General features: G+C 69.7%; 13 protein-coding genes and 2 pseudogenes. 10 read left to right on the top strand and 5 right to left on the bottom strand.

The window, feature by feature from the left end:
• Positions 1-133: 133 nt before the first annotated feature.
• Genes WME89_RS31880 through WME89_RS31865 form a run of 4 tightly spaced genes read right to left on the bottom strand, consistent with a single transcriptional unit; the run spans position 134 to position 6,927 of the window.
• Positions 134-1,675, bottom strand: a complete 1,542-nt coding sequence (locus WME89_RS31880) for an amino acid permease (RefSeq protein ID WP_438003440.1) — start codon at positions 1,673-1,675, stop codon at positions 134-136.
• Entirely contained in the window at positions 1,668-5,405 is a 3,738-nt protein-coding gene (uca, locus tag WME89_RS31875; RefSeq protein WP_438003439.1) for an urea carboxylase, read from the bottom strand. Before uca ends, WME89_RS31880 begins: the two co-directional genes overlap by 8 nt.
• A complete protein-coding gene (locus tag WME89_RS31870) occupies positions 5,402-6,082 on the bottom strand; it encodes an urea amidolyase associated protein UAAP2 (protein ID WP_438003438.1) in 681 nt (226 codons plus the stop codon). The genes uca and WME89_RS31870 overlap by 4 nt, the downstream gene beginning before the upstream one ends.
• Positions 6,079-6,927: an urea amidolyase associated protein UAAP1 gene (locus tag WME89_RS31865; RefSeq protein ID WP_438003437.1), complete on the bottom strand. Its 849-nt coding sequence runs from the start codon at positions 6,925-6,927 to the stop codon at positions 6,079-6,081. The genes WME89_RS31870 and WME89_RS31865 overlap by 4 nt, the downstream gene beginning before the upstream one ends.
• Positions 6,928-7,257: 330 nt before the next feature.
• On the opposite strand from WME89_RS31865, the gene WME89_RS31860 reads away from it, so the two are divergent.
• The 8 genes from WME89_RS31860 to WME89_RS31825 all read left to right on the top strand — a co-directional run bounded on the left by WME89_RS31860 (position 7,258) and on the right by WME89_RS31825 (position 16,549).
• The gene (locus WME89_RS31860) at positions 7,258-8,028 is read left to right on the top strand and encodes a TetR/AcrR family transcriptional regulator (protein ID WP_438003436.1); all 771 of its coding nucleotides are present in this window, start codon (positions 7,258-7,260) and stop codon (positions 8,026-8,028) included.
• 875 nt (positions 8,029-8,903) lie between these two features.
• Positions 8,904-9,296, top strand: a complete 393-nt coding sequence (locus WME89_RS31855; RefSeq protein ID WP_438003435.1) for an effector-associated constant component EACC1 — start codon at positions 8,904-8,906, stop codon at positions 9,294-9,296.
• Positions 9,296-10,747 carry a hypothetical protein gene (locus WME89_RS31850; protein WP_438003434.1) on the top strand — a complete coding sequence of 484 codons (1,452 nt, stop codon included), beginning with the start codon at positions 9,296-9,298 and terminating at the stop codon, positions 10,745-10,747. The genes WME89_RS31855 and WME89_RS31850 overlap by 1 nt, the downstream gene beginning before the upstream one ends.
• The gene (locus tag WME89_RS31845; RefSeq protein ID WP_438003433.1) at positions 10,744-12,846 is read left to right on the top strand and encodes a hypothetical protein; all 2,103 of its coding nucleotides are present in this window, start codon (positions 10,744-10,746) and stop codon (positions 12,844-12,846) included. The genes WME89_RS31850 and WME89_RS31845 overlap by 4 nt, the downstream gene beginning before the upstream one ends.
• Before the next feature lie 152 nt (positions 12,847-12,998).
• Complete coding sequence (locus WME89_RS31840; RefSeq protein WP_438003432.1) at positions 12,999-13,238, top strand: hypothetical protein; 240 nt, start codon at positions 12,999-13,001, stop codon at positions 13,236-13,238.
• Positions 13,239-13,256: 18 nt separating this feature from the next.
• Entirely contained in the window at positions 13,257-14,339 is a 1,083-nt protein-coding gene (locus tag WME89_RS31835; RefSeq protein WP_438003431.1) for a hypothetical protein, read from the top strand.
• Between the two features lie 633 nt (positions 14,340-14,972).
• The gene (locus WME89_RS31830) at positions 14,973-15,245 is read left to right on the top strand and encodes a hypothetical protein (RefSeq protein ID WP_438003430.1); all 273 of its coding nucleotides are present in this window, start codon (positions 14,973-14,975) and stop codon (positions 15,243-15,245) included.
• Positions 15,246-15,295: 50 nt separating this feature from the next.
• Entirely contained in the window at positions 15,296-16,549 is a 1,254-nt protein-coding gene (locus WME89_RS31825) for a S8 family peptidase (RefSeq protein ID WP_438003429.1), read from the top strand.
• Between the two features lie 89 nt (positions 16,550-16,638).
• Here WME89_RS31825 and WME89_RS31820 read toward each other — a convergent pair.
• Positions 16,639-16,758: pseudogene (locus WME89_RS31820) on the bottom strand (aminoglycoside N(3)-acetyltransferase); the annotation flags it as partial.
• A gap of 179 nt (positions 16,759-16,937) precedes the next feature.
• Here WME89_RS31820 and WME89_RS31815 point away from each other — a divergent pair.
• Together WME89_RS31815 and WME89_RS31810 are read left to right on the top strand one after the other, a co-directional pair.
• A pseudogene (locus WME89_RS31815) lies at positions 16,938-17,192 on the top strand (alcohol dehydrogenase catalytic domain-containing protein); the annotation flags it as partial.
• Positions 17,193-17,386: 194 nt separating this feature from the next.
• A complete protein-coding gene (locus WME89_RS31810) occupies positions 17,387-17,584 on the top strand; it encodes a hypothetical protein (protein ID WP_438012089.1) in 198 nt (65 codons plus the stop codon).
• Positions 17,585-17,603 lie beyond the last annotated feature (19 nt).

Genomic DNA, 17,603 nt, shown 5'->3' with positions numbered 1-17,603 from the left:
GACCAGGCTCCTCTCCGTCGCGGGGAAGGATCTATGGCGGACTGAGTCGTTACGCGCCCCGGCCGCAACGGCCATCGGCACGCCGCGGCCTGTGAACCGATCGCTCCGGAGCGGCACGTCCAGATCGGGAGCCTCAAGACATCATTGACACCGAGCTTTCCCGCGGCCGGCTGATTGCATCCTGCTCCCCGCTCGGCCTCTGCATCGCGACGAACAGCCCGAGCCCGGCGACCGCGGCGCCGGCGACCCCGAGCACGGGGACGTACGAGAGCCACGCGGCCCCGCCGCCGTCGTGCCGCGGCCACGCGATGTTGACGATGAGCGCGACCCCCCACGCCACGGCCGCGACGTTCAGCGCGAGCCCGGCCCGCCCGAGGGAGAACACCCCGGACGCCGCCTCCGGGCGGCCCGGCCACCCGCGCAGGCGGCGGAGGAGCATCCCCGCCGTCACGAGCAGGTACGAGAGGTTCACGAGGAGCACGGCCGTCTCGGTGATGAGCACGAAGAGCTGCGCCTCGCCGTAGTTCACGACGAGCATGCCGCACGCGAGCGCGCCGACCACGATCGCCGGGGCGACGGGCGTCTTCGTCCGCGCCGACACGCGCGCCAGCGCCGGCGCGCACGGCAGCGCCCCGTCGCGCGCCATCGAGAAGGCCAGGCGCGAGGCGCCGGTCTGGATCGCCAGCGTGCAGACGCACACGGCCAGCGCCACGTCGACGAGGAAGACCTTGCCCACCGTCGGGCCGAGGGCGCTCACGACCACGTACGCGAGGCCGTCCGTGGAGAGGCGGCCGTCCGTGAGGCTCGGCGCCGCCATCAGCGCCGCCAGGATGAGCAGCGCCCCGCCCACCCCGGAGGCCACGATCGCCTTCAGGATCGCCCGCGGGATGATCCGCCGAGGGTCGCGCGTCTCCTCGGCCAACGACCCGGCCGAGTCGAAGCCGTACAGCACGTACGCCGGCATCAGCGCGGCCGCGAGCAGGCCGGCCACCCCCGTGCCGAGCGACGACGTCGGCCCGTGCACGGGCTCGAGCACCACGTCGGGGCCCCGCACCGCGTGCACGAACAGCGCCCCGATCAGCAGGACCACGCCGCCGAGCTCCGCCATCACGCCGACGTCGTTGACGTAGGCCATGGCCTTCACCCCGGCCATGTTGATCGCCGTCGTCAGCACGATGAGCCCCGCGCCGAGCAGCACGGCGTTCGCCGCGCCGTCGCGCGACGTGAGCGACGGGTCGCCCCCGAGCAGCTGGAAGCCGCCCCAGACGCTCGGCAAGATCGCCTGCAGCGCGATGGCCGCCGCCGCCACGCTCACGACGTCGCCGAGGAGCTTCAGCCAGCCCGCGAGCCACCCGGGGAAGCCGGGCGCGACGCGGCGCCCCCACTGGTACACCGAGCCCGCCACGGGGTAGTGCGAGCCCACCTCGGCGAGGTTGAGCGCGACGGCGAGCTGGCCGAGGAAGACCACCGGCCAGGTCCAGAAGAACCGGGTGCCCCCGAAGGCGTACCCGATCACGAACAGCTGGAAGACGGTCGTGAGGATCGAGACGTACGAGAAGCCCGCGGCGAAGGCCGACAGGCTGCCCAGGTCCCGCCGCAGCTCCTGCCGGTAGCCCAGGCGGGCGAGGTCCTCGGCGTCGCTGCGCGGGGCCCCTGTCGAGATCGGGTCAAGCATGGGCCGACACCCCCACGAGCGGCTGGCCCGCGCTGACCATCTGGCCCGGCCGGCAGCCGATCCAGTCGACCGCTCCGGCCACGTCGGCCACCACGGCGAACTCCATCTTCATCGCCTCGAGCACGGCCACGCGCTGGCCCGCCTCGACGCGCTGCCCCGGCGCCACGTCGACCTTCCACACGCACGCGGTCAGCGGCGCCGTCACCGGCAGCATCCCGGCCGGGATCGCGTCGTCTGCGGCGGGCGAGGCGACCTCGAGGCGGGCGCCCGCGCGGCGCACGCGGTCGAACTCGCCGTCCGCCTCCCAGCGGCCGCGCTCGGCGTCGAACGCCGCCCGCTGCCGCGCCTGCGCCGCGCGGATGCCCTCCGCGTTGTCCGCGAGGAACCGGTGGTGCGCGCCCAGGTCGAACGTCGTCTCCTCGATGCGCACCTCGCCGCGCCCGGCCACCATGTCGGCGCGGAGCTCGAGCAGCTCCTCCGGCGACACGAGGTGGAAGCGCAGCTGGTCGAAGAAGCGCAGGAGCCACGGCGCCTCGCGCGTCGTCTGCCGGAACGGCCGGTGGCGGCTCCAGACCGGCACCGTGCGCCCGAGGAACTGGTACCCGCCCGGGCCCTCCATCCCGTAGATGCACAGGTACGCGCCGCCGATGCCGACGGCGTTCTCGGGCGTCCAGGTGCGCGCCGGGTTGTACTTGGTGGTGACCATCCGGTGGCGCGGGTCGAGCGGCGTCGCGACCGGCGCGCCGAGGTACACGTCGCCGAGGCCGAGCACGAGGTAGCTCGCCGCGAGGAAGAGCTCCTGGACCGCGTCGATGTCCGGCAGGCCGTTGACCCGGCGGATGAACTCCAGGTTGCTCGGGCACCAGGGCGCGTCGTCGCGGACCGTGCGCTCGTAGCGCGCGATCGCCTCGCGGGTCGCCGGGTCGTCCCAGCTGAGCGGCATGTGCACGACGCGGCTCGGGATCCGGACCTCTGTCGGGGCGGGCAGGTCGGCCTCGACCTCGCGGAGCAGGTCGAGCGCCCTCGGCACGGTGAGCTTCGCGCCGTCGACGTGCACCTGGAGCGAGCGGATGCCGGGGGTGAGGTCGACGACGCCGGGCACGCGCAGCTCCTCGAGCCGGCTCATGAGCAGGTGCGCGCGCACGCGCAGGTCGATGTCGAGCACCGGCGGGCCGAACTCGACGAGCACGTAGCGGTCGCCGCTCTGGCGGAAGACGACAGCGGGCCGGTCGTCGCGCGCCGGCACGCGGCCGATCACCGGCTCGCCGCGCGGCCGTCGCGGGGCGCTCGGCGCCGCGAGGGGCGTGTGGCTCGCCGCGACGCCGTTGCTCGCGCCGCTGGCGCCGTTCGCGGTATGCGCGAGCTGCGCGCGGTCCGCCGCGACGCCGTCCGCGCCGCCCGCGAGCCCGCGCCGCGCCACGAGCGCGTCGGTCCTCCGCGCCAGCGCGTCCGCCTCCGCGGGCACGATCGACCGGAACCGCACCCTGTCCCCGGCGCTCAGCTGGCCGAGCTTCCACCGCTCGGCCGCGGCGACCGTCAGCGGACAGACGAAGCCGCCGAGGCTCGGGCCGTCGGGGCCGAGGATGACGGGCATGTCGCCGGTGAGGTCGACCGCGCCGATCCCGTAGGCGTTGTCGTGCAGGTTCGAGGGGTGCAGCCCCGCCTCGCCGCCGTCGGTGCGCGCCCACCTCGGCGCGGGCCCGACGAGGCGGACGCCGGTGCGGGCCGAGTGGTAGTGGACCTCCCACTCGGCCTCGTAGAGCTGCTCGATCCCCTCGCGCGTGAGGAAGTCCGGCGCCCCGTGCGGCCCGTCGAGCACGGCGAGCTCCCACGCCTTGACGATCTCCGGCCGCGCCTCGGGCGGCAGCGCGCCGGGGGCGAGCGCGGGGTCGGTCTCCTCGCCGAGGCGCAGCACGTCGCCGGGGCGCAGCGGCCTGCCGGCGTGGCCGCCGAAGCCGCCGAGGGTGAACGTGGCGCGGCTGCCGAGGTGCGCCGGCACGTCGACGCCGCCGCGGAGCAGCAGGTACGCGCGCGCGCCCGGCCCCCGCACCGGCCCGCAGGCCACGGTGGCGCCCGGCGCGACCTCGACCGGCGTCCACGGCGCTACCTCGACCCCGTCGACCAGCACGCGCATCGCGGCGCCCGAGACGCACACGACCGCGCGCCGGTGGAACACGAGCGTCGGCCCGTGCACCTCGCACTCGAGCCCCGCGGCGCCGGCCGGGTTGCCCACGACGCGGTTGCCGAGGCGGAAGGACAGGTCGTCCATGGGCCCGCTCGGCGGCACGCCGACCGACCACAGCCCGAGCCGCCCGGGCCAGTCCTGCACCGTCACGGCGCCCGGCGCCGCGGTCACCTCGACCGTCGGCGGCCGGAACGGCAGCGCCGCGAACGTGCCCGTGTGGTGGCGGACCTCGCGGAAGTCCGGGTGGTCGAGCGCGGCCGCGACCCACTCCCGGTTGGTCTCGATCCCGCCGAGCCGGGTCTCCCCGACGGCGTCGCGCAGCGCCGCGACGGCGGCGGCCCTGTCCGCGCCGCGCACGAGGAGCTTGGCCAGGAGGGGGTCGTAGAGCGCCGACACCTCGGTCCCCGTCTCGACCCACCCGTCGACCCGCACGCCCTCGCCCTCGGGGTAGCTCACCTCGGTGAGCAGCCCCGCGCTCGGCAGGAACCCGCGCGCCGGGTCCTCGGCGTAGAGCCGGGCCTCGATCGCGTGGCCGCGGAGCGGCGGGTCGCCGCCGGCGAAGAACGCCGTGTCGCCCGCGGCGATGCGCAGCATCCACGCCACGAGGTCGACGCCGGTGCAGAGCTCGGTCACGCCGTGCTCGACCTGGAGGCGCGTGTTGACCTCGAGGAAGTAGTGCTCCGCGCGGGCCGGATCGACCAGGAACTCGACCGTGCCCACGTTGCGGTAGGCGACCTTCGCGGCGAGCGCGCGCGCCGACTCGGCGAGGGCGCGGCGCAGCGCGGCCGGCAGGTCGGGCGCGGGCGCCTCCTCGATGACCTTCTGGTTGCGCCGCTGCACCGAGCAGTCGCGGTCGCCGAGGACGAGGACGTTCCCGCGGCCGTCGCCGGCGATCTGGACCTCGACGTGCCGGGGCGCGGCGAGGAAGCGCTCCAGGAACACCTCGCCCGAGCCGAAGTTCGAGCGGGCGAGGCGCTGCACGCGCTCGAACGCGGCGGGGAGCTCCGCCGGCTCGTCGCAGCGGGCCATGCCGATGCCGCCGCCGCCGGCGCTCGCCTTGAGCAGCACGGGGTAGCCGATGGCCGCGGCCTCGGCGGCGGCGTGCTCCGCGTCCCGGAGCACGCCGGTGCCCGGCAGGAGCGGCACGCCCGCCTCGACGGCGATCTCGCGCGCCCGGTGCTTGCTCCCGAACGCCTCCATCTGGGCCGGAGTCGGCCCGATGAACGCGAGCCCCGCGCCCTCCACCGCGCGGGCGAAGTCCTCGGATTCGCTCAGGAATCCGTAACCCGGGTGCACGGCGTCGGCGCCGGCTTCGCGGGCGGCGTCGACCACGGCGTCGATGCGCAGGTAGCTCTCGGCGGGCGTCTGGCCGCCGAGGCGGACGGCGCTGTCGGCGAGGCGCACGTGGAGCGCGGCGCGGTCGGCGTCGGAGAACACGGCGACCGACGCGACGCCGAGGCGCCGGAGGGTGCGGATGATCCGGCACGCGATCTCGCCGCGGTTGGCGACGAGGACGCGCCGGAACGGCGGGGCGGCGGCGCTCATGGACGCACCACCACGGCGCGGATCGGCGTCGGGTTGAAGGCGTTGCAGGGGTTGTTGATCTGCGGGCAGTTCGAGACGAGCAGCAGCAGATCGAGCTCGGCCCTGAGGTCGACGTGCTTTCCGGGCGCGGAGAGGCCGTCGACGATGCCGAGGGTGCCGTCGGCCTCGACGGGCACGTTCATGAACCAGTTGATGTTGCCGACGAGGTCGCGCTTGCCGAGGCCGTACGGCGCGGTGGCCATGAGGAAGTTCTCGACGCAGGCGTGCTGGTGCTTGGTGTGGTGGCCGTAGCGGACGGTGTTCGACTCGCACGAGCAGGCGCCGCCCGAGGTGTCGTGCCGGCCGCATGTGTCGCCGGTGAGGGTCATCATCGTGCGGCCGCGGTTCGAGCGGAGCTGCGCGCCGGTGGTGAGGAAGATGTTGCGCTGGGCGACGATGGTCTCGGCGGCGCTGTAGCGCTCGGCCGTGTCGGCGAGGACGTAGGCGAGGAAGTCGACGGCCTGGTTGCCCTCGAGGTCGATGATGCGCAGGACCTCGCCGGCGCGGACGACCTTCGCCCACGGCGCGCGCGCGGGGACGACCTCGTCGGAGACGAGCGAGCCGGAGAGCCCGGCGAGGGCGGCGTCGTTCAGGGCCGCGACCGGCTTGAGCCACGCGGCGGGTACGGCGGGGATCATCGCGCGCCTCCCGTCCGGACGGCGAGGGCGAGCTCCTCGGCGGTGTTCTCGAAGGCGCGGCGCGCCTCGGGCGTGGCGGTCCGCACCGGGTCGTCGGCGGCGGCGGGGCGGCCGCGCCAGGCGGTGAGGCGGACCTTGCCGGCGCGGTAGGCGGGGCGCGGGTCGAGCCGGTGCGGCACGACGGCGACGCTGAAGAGCACATCCTGCTCGGCGCGGAGGAGCACGTGGGCGCCCGGGCGGGACGAGTCGGGCAGGAAGGTGATCGCGCCGTCGGCCTCGATGCGGACGCCCTTGAAGAGGTTGATGGGCGTGGGCAGGTCCCGCTCGGCGAGGCCGTGCTTGGCGAGGGCGAGGAGGAGCCGCTCGCGGCCGGAGCGCAGGGCGCCGCCGTGGGCGTCGCTGCCGTGGCGGGCGGCGATCTCGGCCGGGAGCGAGGTGCCGCAGAAGGTGTCGTGGTGGCCGGCGGTGTCCTCGAGGAGGGACGCGAGGACGCGCCCCATGTCCGAGATGAGCAGGTAGCCGGGGCCGGGATAGGCCTGCCACTGGAGCTTCACCGTGTCGGGGAGGCAGAGCCGCTCGATGGGGCGGTCCGCGCGGTGGAGCATGAGCGCGACGCAGGTATCGCCCTCGATATCGACGAGCCGGATCCGGCTGCCGGCGGGGAGGGCGCGCGCGGCGTAGCCGCCGGCGCCGAGGGTCTCGTCCCAGAGGACGTCGCGCGCCTCCACCCCTGCGGGCGGATCGCCGATCGACGTGCTCGGCACCGTGGGTTGCGTCTCGACGACGCTGCCTTCCTGGGCGCGCGCGTGCGCGCGCGCGGCGTACGTTGTGGCCGTTTCAGACATCGCCCGCCTCACTTTCGATAGAGAATCGAAACAACGAGGCGACTATCCGGGGGCCGGGTTTCCGGTCTGTTTCCCGGGGGTGAAATGCAGGGCGCGCGCTTTTTTTCCCGGGCGCCGGGATCGGTCCCCCAACCCGGGTGAACAAGACCGCCGGGCATCAAGCAAACCCAAAAAATCTCTTCTTGGCGTCCTTGGCGCCTTGGCGGTTTGTATTCTTCGCGTGTTGACGTGCGAGCACCGCACTGGAAGAGCGGATGGCGCAGGGACGCGAGCGCGGATTCACGAGCGCGACGGCGACAAGGCCACTCCGGGATGATGATGAAGACCGACATGCCCCCCGCTCAGAGCGCCGGAGGCGAGCAGAGCGCCGAAGGCAGGCAGAAGGCCGAGGGGAGCCCGCGCCGCATGGGCCGGCCGCGCAAGGCGCCGCAGCGCAGCGAGCTCGCGCCGCGCGAGCAGATCCTGGCGGCGGCGGGCCGGCTCTTCGCGGAGCGGGGGGTCGTCGAGGTGTCGATGCTCGAGATCGCGGAGGCGGCGGGGCTCCGGCAGTCGTCGCTGTACTACTGGTACCGGCGCAAGGAGCTGATCGTCGCGGAGATCCTGCAGCAGGTGAACCGGCTGCCGCTCTCCTATGCGCGGGCGCTCGAGGAGAGCGGCGGGACGGCGGACGTGCAGCTCTGGCGCTTCGTGCGCTTCGACGTGGAGACGGTGTGCGGCTTCCCGCTGGAGATCACGGAGATCCACCGCTTCAGCGAGCGGGATCCGGCGGCGTTCGCGACGTACTGGGCCGAGCGGCGCGCGCTGACCGAGGCCGTGGCCGCGATCGTGGGGCGCGGGGTGGGGGAGGGGAAGTTCCGCGCGGTGGACGCTTACCTGTGCGCGCTCACGGTGCTGGCCCAGGACGAGAGCGTGCAGAACTGGTATCGGCCGGAGGGCTCGGGGCGGGTCCACCCGCTCGCCGCGAGCGATCCGGCGGCGCTGGGGTACGGGACGGCGCAGGTCGCGGAGCTCGTCGCGGACCAGACGGTCGGCGGGCTCCTGGCGCGGCCGTCGCGGCTCGCGGCGCTCCGGAAGAAGGCCGCCGCGGAGGATAGCCGCTGAGCTGCGGCTGTATGTGAGCGCTGCGTCGGGCCTCCCTGGCGGTCGCGCCGTCCCCGTCAGAGGGCCTTGGCGCGCAAGACCCGGAGCCCTCGTCGCGCCCCTGCCGCCGCACGGCGCTCGGCGGCACACCCGAGAATCGCCTGAAGGCGCGAAGGCGCGTCTGAAGGCCGCCTCGGAGTCGTCGCCTAGCCGCACGGCCGCCTCGGCGACGGTAACGCGGTCGTCACGCAGCCAGCCGCTCGCGACGTGCATGCGCCAGCGCGCCGGCGGCACGCCGACCACCGACGCGAAGCGCTCCGACAGGTTGAAGCGCGACACCCTCGCGACGTCGGCGAGCGACTCCACCGACCAAGGCTCGCCCAGACGCCGGTGGCTCGAGGCGGGCGCGCGGCCGATCTGCGGGTCTTGGACCGCGGCGAACCAGGCGTCCGTGTCCTCGCTGCGCGACTCGACACACGCGCAGATGACCCTCGTGAGCACCACGTCGGCGAGGCGCGTCATCACCGTCGCGGCGTCGACGCGCCGGTTGAGCACCTCGTCTGCCAACGCATCCAACGCATCGAGGAGGCTCGGCAGCACCGCGTCCCGCGTGCCGCCGCCCCGCACGACGAGCAGCGGAGGCATCAGCTCAAGGAGCGTATTCACGGCGGGCTGGGCGAACCCCCACGCTACAGCACACGAGGATCGTGCGCGACCCGGCGCCACCGGCGCGCATGTCGAATCCCCGGTCGCCGATCTCCTCGAGCGGCTTCACGCGTCCTCGCGTCCTGTCCGCCCGACCTTGGCATTGACTCCATGGCCAAGGATCGATATTCTTATGGCTTTGGGGCAGTCGTCAGCAGCTCGATCGAGCTCCCTCCAAGAAGGACTAGTCGATGGACGAGGTGCGCAAATTCATCATTCGTTTCGAGGGCATCGAGCAGGCCGAGGCAAACCTCGCCGCCATGGATCTCAAGGCCGCCCTTGAAGAGGTGGCCGGGCCAGAGGAGGTCATCAGCATCGTCAAGGAGACTAAGAATACTCTCGATTTTGGTGCAACGATCGCTCTCGTGTTGGGCGCGCCAGCTGCCGTCGCGATCGCACAAGGGATTGCCGCGTATTTGCGAAATCGAAACGACGGATCCACGGTGTGCATCATCAAGGTTGATGGGAATGAGGTCGTCGCGACAGGAAAGGCAGCAGAGTCGCTGGACGTCGAGCGCGTAGCCGCCGCGCTGAGGGGCGAGACCGATGTCTCCAAGAAAGGCAAAGTCGCAAGGAAGCGTTGATGCTGCCCCAGCAGAGCGACCAGCCCAACCTTGTGATCATCAAAGGGGTTGACTCCAGTACGGTGCTCGGAGTCGTCTTGGGCGCGAGCCGCTTCTCGCGCGCTCCCGACATTGATTCCGAGGAGTTGGGTCCCGTCTTCGCGGCGACGAAGGCGGCAGTCGTCGAGCACCTAAGGCGATTTTGTCGATGTATACTCGACGAATTTGACGTTGATTTAACACCGAACGAGATCTGTGTGCGGTTGCGCACCTACCTGAACGGGGCGCCGCCGTATTCGGATGTTTTGGTGTACTATGTCGGTCATGGCGGTTTTATCGATTCGCAGGAGTACTTCCTCGCTCTACGGCAGACTGATGCCGATCACAAGCACGTCACGGGTCTTCAGGTCAAAGACCTGGCGCGTACGCTCGATAAGTCAATAAAGTCGAAGAAGCGTGTCTATCTCATCTTCGATTGCTGCTTTGCCGGTCGAGCCGTCGCCTATTTTCAAGGACCGGTCGCCGACCTTATCGCAGTCAGGGCGGAGGAGCTCTCGACCGGGGTCGCCCTCCTCAACGCCTCCTCGCGAAGCCACGCCGCGCTCGTCCCACCGGGCGAGAGGTACACGATGTTCTCCGGGATGCTAATCGATGTGCTCGAAAGAGGAATTCCTGACAAGCCTCCACTCCTGACGCTACGGGAGCTGGGTGACGCGATCACGGCCGAGATCCTGGCTCGCTACCCGGGGACAGCGGTACGCCCGGAGATCCACTCACCGATCCAGCGCACCGGAGATCCCGCCAACCACCAACTCTTCCCCAATCGAGCGCCCCGATCATCCGAGGAGCGCAAGGAGACGAGGACGGTCCTGCCGTCAGCCAGTCCGCAGCAAGCGATAGCGGCACCCCCGGCCGCCGCAAGGAAGGCGGAAGGAATACACCCGAGATCGTCTCTCTTGGATTCTGAGCTCATCGCGAAGATCGCGTCACGATGGCCGCTGTGGGCGCTCCTCCTCGGGATCGCGCTGGCGGTGCCCGTCGCCGCGAAGTGGGCGGCGCGACGCGACGGCAGCGGTGATGTGCTGGAGGCGCGCCCGCCGTCGCTCACGCTGCCAGAGCCTCCGTCGCCGAGCACTGCTCAGATCTCAGCCGAGAGCGTGTCGCCTCCGTCGCCCTCCAGCGCGGCCGCAGCGCCGGCTTTGCCCCCCCGCACAGACAAGAGCGGAGCAAGAACGCCCATGGCCTCTGGCAGAGCGAAGACAGAGGCTCCCGAGGTCGCTACCTCGGAAAAGTGTGTCGAGGCTACGGTCGAACAGCCAAGTCAGACGAATGTTTGGCTCCTTGTATGTAGATGCCCCGGGAGAACGATCCGATACAGCCGTCAGTTCGTCATCCCAGGGAGCGCGACTCCAGAAGACCGGCAGAGCCGCGTCACGACGGCGAAGCAGCAACAGCAGTGGACGTGCGAATGATGCCCACCATCGCGCTCCTTGTTGGGGCATTTGTCCTCCTTTTTGCGATCCCAGCCACAGGTGCCGACGGGGTCTCTCCCGCGCTTCCCCGCCTTTACATGACGGCCGAAGGCACTCAGAGCGCGATTCCAGAGCGATACCTTCGCGAGCTGTGCGAGCTCATCAAGGCCGACGACGCAACACGCTCAAAATTTCGTTCAGTGTCAGTGTATCGCTACGCGCCGGATCTCTCCACGATCGCCGGGAAGGTCATCGAGAATGTCGTCACGAACGGCAGCGCCAACGCCGACGCCCTAGCCGCGCTGTCGGGTCTCATGCACAAGCAGGAGCATCGGTGCTTCGGTCGGGACGAGGATGTACCCACTCCGCAAGACACGTACGTCCTCTTACGCTTGGAGTGGATCGGCGGACCGATGAGCGGTGAGATGCGCGCGCAGCGGGCCTTCATCGATCGCTCGACGAGCGACGTCAAGGAGGCCGAATATGTACGCGTGCTCGACAGTTCCCGCAACACGGCGCGTTCGATAGGCGTCCGGTTTCTTCCCATCGACTCATTCCTGAACGTGAGGCTCCGCGTCGGCGTGCCGCCGAAGGCGCGCTGCCTCGACCAGGGAGCCAGTAATTGCGTCATGCTGGGCGAGTCAGTCGACGTCGAGCTCGATGTGGGTGAGAACGTCTGGAGCAGCGCGCGCGACGTCACCCACACGTGGGAGGGATCGTGCAGTGGCAGCGACAGCCCGGCGAGTCCTAAGGTCGGAGAGAGGGAGGGCATCGCGTGGGCGGACCGCCGAGCGCGCTCGACGAGCGGTCAGGTGCTGAGCACTGGATCCTGCACGGTCGCGGCCAACGTGAAGGCGTTCGGCAAGGAGATGCGTGTCGCGTCGCGGGAGCAGTTCCTCGTCAAGGCCGGATCGATGCTCGTGCGGAGCAACGAGGACTATGGTGTTGCTGCCGTCCGAACCATCGAAGCGAAGCTCCGCGAGCCGCGCTATTTCCCTTTTATCCCCGCAAGCACAAACGCTGATAGCGCCTGGAAGGAGGCGTTCGGCGGGTTGTACACCGTGTCGCCGGCGGCGATCCTCGAGTTCGGGCGCGCTGTGCGCGCGCGTCTGAAGAAGCTCGGCGCATCGGCCGCCTTGAGCGAATATGCCACCGAATCGACTCGTGTGTTAGGTCGCGTGCTCGACGAGCAGGGTGATCTGCTCGGGTACAATATTCTCTCGACTAATCCTCGGTTGGAGGTGACTCGGTATTCGGCTTTTGGTCCCTCGTTGTCTTTGGTCGAACCTTTTTGCCTGAATTTGTATAAGCGGATGGCAGAGATGTGGAGGCGCGAGAAAATCGACTCTCCCGCGCTTGATGATTGGTCCATGAAGTGTAGCGAAATCGCCCTCCAGGAGCGATCAAAGTTAGCTTATCAGGTGAAGGCTGTCGAGCAGGTTCGGCTCCGGCGTGTGGAGGGTGAGCGAGTCTATCGATTTATACCGATGCTTCAGGAGAAGCCCGCAGCGACCTTCGCGTTGGACAGCGGTGGATTCGCACGAACATTGGATTCAGCACGAAAGCAGATCGAAGCATATGACGTCCACGGCGTCGATATAGCAGGTGTGCAGACGCGGCCTGTGCGCTTGTCCGTTCGTGCACGGGCGCCGGTGCCGAGCGCGGGATTTTTTGGTTATCTCACCGCGGGTACGGACATTAGCGAGGCAGGGTTTGGTGGTGGATTTACGATGGGCGTTTATGCCCTGTTTCTTGAGGAGCTGGTTCAGCTGTCGATGTCGTGCTCGCTTCTGTACGGCAGGAAATTTTTTGGTAGGCCGTCGGATGCGAATTTGAATGATTTACTCCGTTTGCGTGGTGATCTGGCGTTTAACGGTTTGTGTACGTTTAATGGTTCTCATCGATTTGATGAGAGTTGCTTGTGGATGTTCGCGCCTTTGGTGGGTTACGAGATGTTGTCTGGTGAGCCGTACATTGGTGTTAGGTTGGGCTATCAATTCGAAAGAAAATGGATCCGTCGCTCCGGACCCAGTCTGATGGTCGAATATAGCTTCCGTGACGCAGCCGTTTTTTACGGCGGCGTCACGTCATCTTTTTAGCAGCCGGATCGGGTCCGCGGACCATCGCAGGAGGGGTTGGCCCCGCGCTTCGTGGCGCGGCGGTTCGGTGCTATGATCTGGTAAGCCTCCTCAACGCACGCGGCTGCCAAGCTCCAGCCGACGTTGACGTCGAGGCGCGTGCCGACTCGGCCGTGCTCGTGCTTGTACATGAACATCACAGCGAGCGGGATCCGGCGGCATTCGCGACGTACTGGGCCGAGCGGCGCGCGCTGACCGAGGCCGTGGCCGCGATCGTGGGGCGCGGGGTGGGGGAGGGGAAGTTCCGCGCGGTGGACGCCTACCTGTGCGCGCTCACGGTGCTGGCCCAGGACGAGAGCGTAGCGTGGTCCTCGCCAGGGCGCGAGGGAAGAGCCCCGATGGGCTGCCCGTAGAACACGGCGAGCGAGGTGATGATGCACAGGGTAGCGCAGACGACGGCAGTGGCTGCGGGCGCCGTGATGATGGCGCTGGTCCTGGTGGGTTGCGGGTCCGATGCTGTTGACCCACCGGGTGGATCGGGCGGGAACGCGGGCGAAGGAGGCGCGCAAGGGGAAGGCGGGAGCGCCGGCGCCGGCGCGCAGGGCGGAGGCGGAGCAGGCGAGTGCGAGTACCTCGACCTCCAGCCCGATGAGGTCGGCCCTCACGGCGCTGTGGCGCTGTTCCAGACGGATGACGTCTTCGCCTTCGGCGAAGGGCACGCGCTCTCGGACAGCCACGTCTACTTCAGCTCGGGGGAGCAGCTTCTGCGCGTGCCGATCACCGGCGGCTCCGTGGAGGTGCTCGGGACGTTGCCCAACGGACGGAAAGCCATGTTCGGCGACACCATGGTCTGGACCGAAGAGCAGGGCTCGCCGGACAGCGTGCGCCTGCTCGCCGCGCCGGCGATGAGCCTGAGCACCTCGGCTGTGCTCGCGGAGAACATTCGTCTTCCCGGCGTGCTCACGCTCGACGCCACGAACGTTTATTACGATCAGAGCGAGCCGCAGGCGATATGGAAGGTCCCTCTGGCCGGCGGCGGCGCCCCCGAGGCGCTGGTGCCGAGCGGCCACCCGCTCGGCATGATCAGCCACGACGACGCGCTGTACTGGCTCGACTTCGAGACGACCCAGCTCGAGCGCGTGGCGCGCGACGGCGGCGCCCGTGATCCGCTCGCGGACGTGTTCTTCGGCGGGCCGATGGCGGCGGCCGGCGCGAGCGTCTTCTGGGCCGACACCAGCCTCGGCACGATCAACCAGTGGCGCGACGGCGCAGCCGCCATCGACGTCCTCCTCGATGCCTCGAGCTCGGACGACAGGCCCGCTGCGATCGCGGTGAGCGGTGATACGGTCTACTGGCTTCAAGGCTTTGGCTGCGTCGAGCTGTGGCAGGTCCAGACGAACGGCACGGGCGCTCGCCGGACAGCGGTCGGGTTCTCCGACGCCGCGTGGCTCGCGGCCAACGAGAGCCACGTCTTCGTGGTGGGGAGAGATTCGGTTTACCGCGTCGACCGCTGACGGGCGATCCCCGACAAGGGGCTACTCCGCCGGGCATCGCCCGGCGCCAAGTTCGTCCCTGGTTCCGTCATCGGACGCTCGGTGAGCGTTCGACATCGCTCGGAAGGTCGCCGACCGGCACGCGCGCCTCTACGCCAGCCCGGCCTACCTCGAGCACATCGGCAACCCGACCTCTCCGGCGGATCTCTCCCGCGCCGACTTCTTCGGCTTCGACCGTACCTCGCCGAGGAGCTCGGCGACCGGCGCGATCCCTGAGCGCGAGAGGTCAGCCCCCTCGCGCGGCGGGCGCCTGCCCACGCTCCCAGGACACGTCGCGAGTCATGAGCGCATCCCGCGACATCGTTCAGGACGTCATGCGCCCAAGGCACGCGCGCGCCCTGATGTTCAGATTCAAGGGGACTGCGCCGAGGATCAGCGGAATCCGCGCCGGCCATACTGTCCTGAAAATCAAGGATGCTCGTTGCGAAAAGGGGAAGAGGTCGTATGGTGGGCTACCTCGGGGAGGATTCGTGAATCCGTTGCTGTCGCAGCGGTATCTGGGCTGCCCTGGGCGAACATCAATTCTCTGGGCGGGGGCTCGATTCAATGCGTGTCTTGCGTGCCTTGCGTGTCGAGCCGGTCAAGGAGGGCAGGATGAAGCTTTGGGGGATCTCTGTCTGGGCTCTATCGATGGCCCTGGTGGGGTGTGTAGATGAGCTCATCGACGATGAAGAAACGATGGAATCGCGGCAGGCCCTGCTGGAGCTGCAGCAGCTCAAGCTCGACGTGACGTCGGGGCCGGGCGCGAAGCTGGGGCCCCATCTGCTCGCGCTGCAGCGAGCCGTGGCGACGCACCCGCACTCAGGTGATGCCGAGACGCGGACGACATCGTCAGTGGCGACCTGCCGTCGGATATCCACGTCCTGAAGGATCTGCACGATGAGCCGAACGACGAGTGCACCGATGAAGGGCGCGCCATGATGCAGATCATCCACGATGTCGCGCCGGGAGCGGGCCTGTCCTTCTACACCGCGGCGGTCAGCGTGGAGGACTTCGCCGACGGGATCGTCGCGCTCGCGGAGGATGGCGCGGACGTCATCGTCGATGATATCATTTATTTTGCCGAGCCCATGTTCGAGGACGGGATCGTCGCCGACGCGGTGGACGAGGTGGTCAAGCGGGGCGTGGCGTATTTCTCTTCGGCGGGTAACGGAGAACGCCACTCGTATCAGTCGAAGTTTCGCAACTCTGGACGACGCGGTCTGTCCGGCGGGCGGCGCCACGACTTTCAGCCGGGTGGGGGCGTCGACGATCTGCAGCGCGTCTCGGTGAGCGCGGGCGCGACGACCGTGGTGGCGTTCAACTGGGATCAGCCCTCGATCTCGGCGAACGGCGTGCGCGGATCGCGGAGCGACATGGACGTGATCTTCTACGACACGAACGGCGACCCACTGGAAGAGTGCACGCTGGATGGTTCGCAGGATGTCTGCCAGCTGGCAGGCGTGGCCGACAACATCGGCGGCGATGCGGTCGAGGTCGCGGCGATCATCAACGGATCTGACGAGGCGCTGGATCTCCAGCTCGGCCTGGAGCTGGTCGCCGGTCCGGCGCCGGGGCTCATGAAATACGTGTGGTTTGACCGGGCCGGCACCTTCAGTGTCGAGGAGTTCGACACGCGGAGCTCCACGATCTACGGCCATGCGAACGCCGCTGGCGCCGAGGCGGTCGGCGCGGCGGCGTGGTTCGACACGGAGGAGTGGGGCAGCCCGCTCGAACCAGCGTGTGTGCCCGCATGCCTTGAGTTCTTCTCGGCAGCGGGCGGGACGCCCGTCCTGTTCGGTGAGCGCGGCGAGCGTCTCTCGTTCCCGCAAGTGCGGCTGAAGCCCGGCGTGACAGGACCGGACGGCGGCAATACGACGTTCTTCGTCGCCGACCTCACAATGCCGATCCCTGGCACCACCGAGCCGGACGGGTTCCCGAACTTCTTCGGCACCTCGGCGTCCGCGCCGCACGTCGCGGCCGTCGCCGCCCTGATGCTCGACAAACGCGAGCACCTCTCGCCGTCTCAGATCTATGCGGCGCTGAGGCTCACCGCGGACGACATGCGGCTGCGGAATTTCGAGGGCGAGATCGGTCCCCAGCCGGTGCCCGGAGCCGCTGGCTTCGACTTCGACACGGGCTTCGGCTTCGTGGACGCGGTGCGCGGGCTGCGAGCGATCTCGCACTTCTAGCGCACACAGGCGTGAGGCGGCCGGCGCGGGCGATCGACTCTCTGTGGGGCGATCCGGCGGCGTCCTGACCGCTCCTCGTGTGGCGAGGGCTATCTGCGGTTTCGCTGCATCCACCCGACCCCGTAGTCCACGAGCGCCCGCTGCGGCATCAGCAGTGCGGTCGCCGCGCCGACGCGGCCGCGGCGCTCCAGGCCCGTATCCCTCGCGAAATCGGCGCCGGCGCTATCCCGTCAGGGCTCCGCGGCGCGCGACGCGGGGGGGCGCGCATCTCGAACACCCGGTCGCCGATCTCCTCGAGCGGCATCTCCTCGAGCGGCTTCACGCGCCGCGCGCCCTGTCCGATCACGTGAATGCCCGCGGTGCCGGCCTCACGGTGCCGGCAGGAGGCATGAAGAACACCATGCGTGCACTTGTGTCTGACCCCAGCCAGCCGCGAGGGCTCCGCTTTGCGCACGTGTCGACTCCGGATCCAGCGCCGTCGCAGGCGCTCGTGGAGGTCCACGCGATCTCGCTGAACTTCGGAGAGGTCGCGCTCCTCCCGGAACTGCGCAAGCCCGGCGAGGTGCCGGGGTGGGACGCGGCCGGCGTCGTGGTCCGCGCCGCCGCCGACGGCTCCGGGCCGACAGTGGGGGCGCGCGTCGTGACGTGCGCGCGGAGCGACGCGTGGGCGGAGCTCCGCGCGGTCGATACTTCCGACATTGGCGTCGTGCCGGACTCGGTCGAACTCGGCGCGGCGAGCACAGTCCCGGTGGTGCTACCCGACCCAGGTCGGGATCGCGGAGATATGTCACGGCTCAGCGTGCGCTGGCGCTCGAGGAGCGCGGCGGGACCGCGGACGTGCAGCTCTGGCGCTTCGTGCGCTTCGACGTGGAGACGGGGTGCAGCTTCCCGCTGGAGATCACGGAGATCCACCACGTCAGCGAGCGGGCTCCGGCGGCGTTCGCGACGTGCTGGGCCGAGCGGCGCGCGCAGACCGAGGCGATGCCGTGCGCCGCTGTCTTTCGCCCGATGGGGTCACAGGAAGATGGCAATTGAACTAGGTTTTCAATATCAT

This window comes from Sorangium sp. So ce321 (assembly GCF_051530195.1).
GTDB lineage: Bacteria > Myxococcota_A > Polyangia > Polyangiales > Polyangiaceae > Sorangium.
Note: the sequence above shows the minus strand (reverse complement) of the source record. Positions and strands in the feature narration are given on the sequence as shown.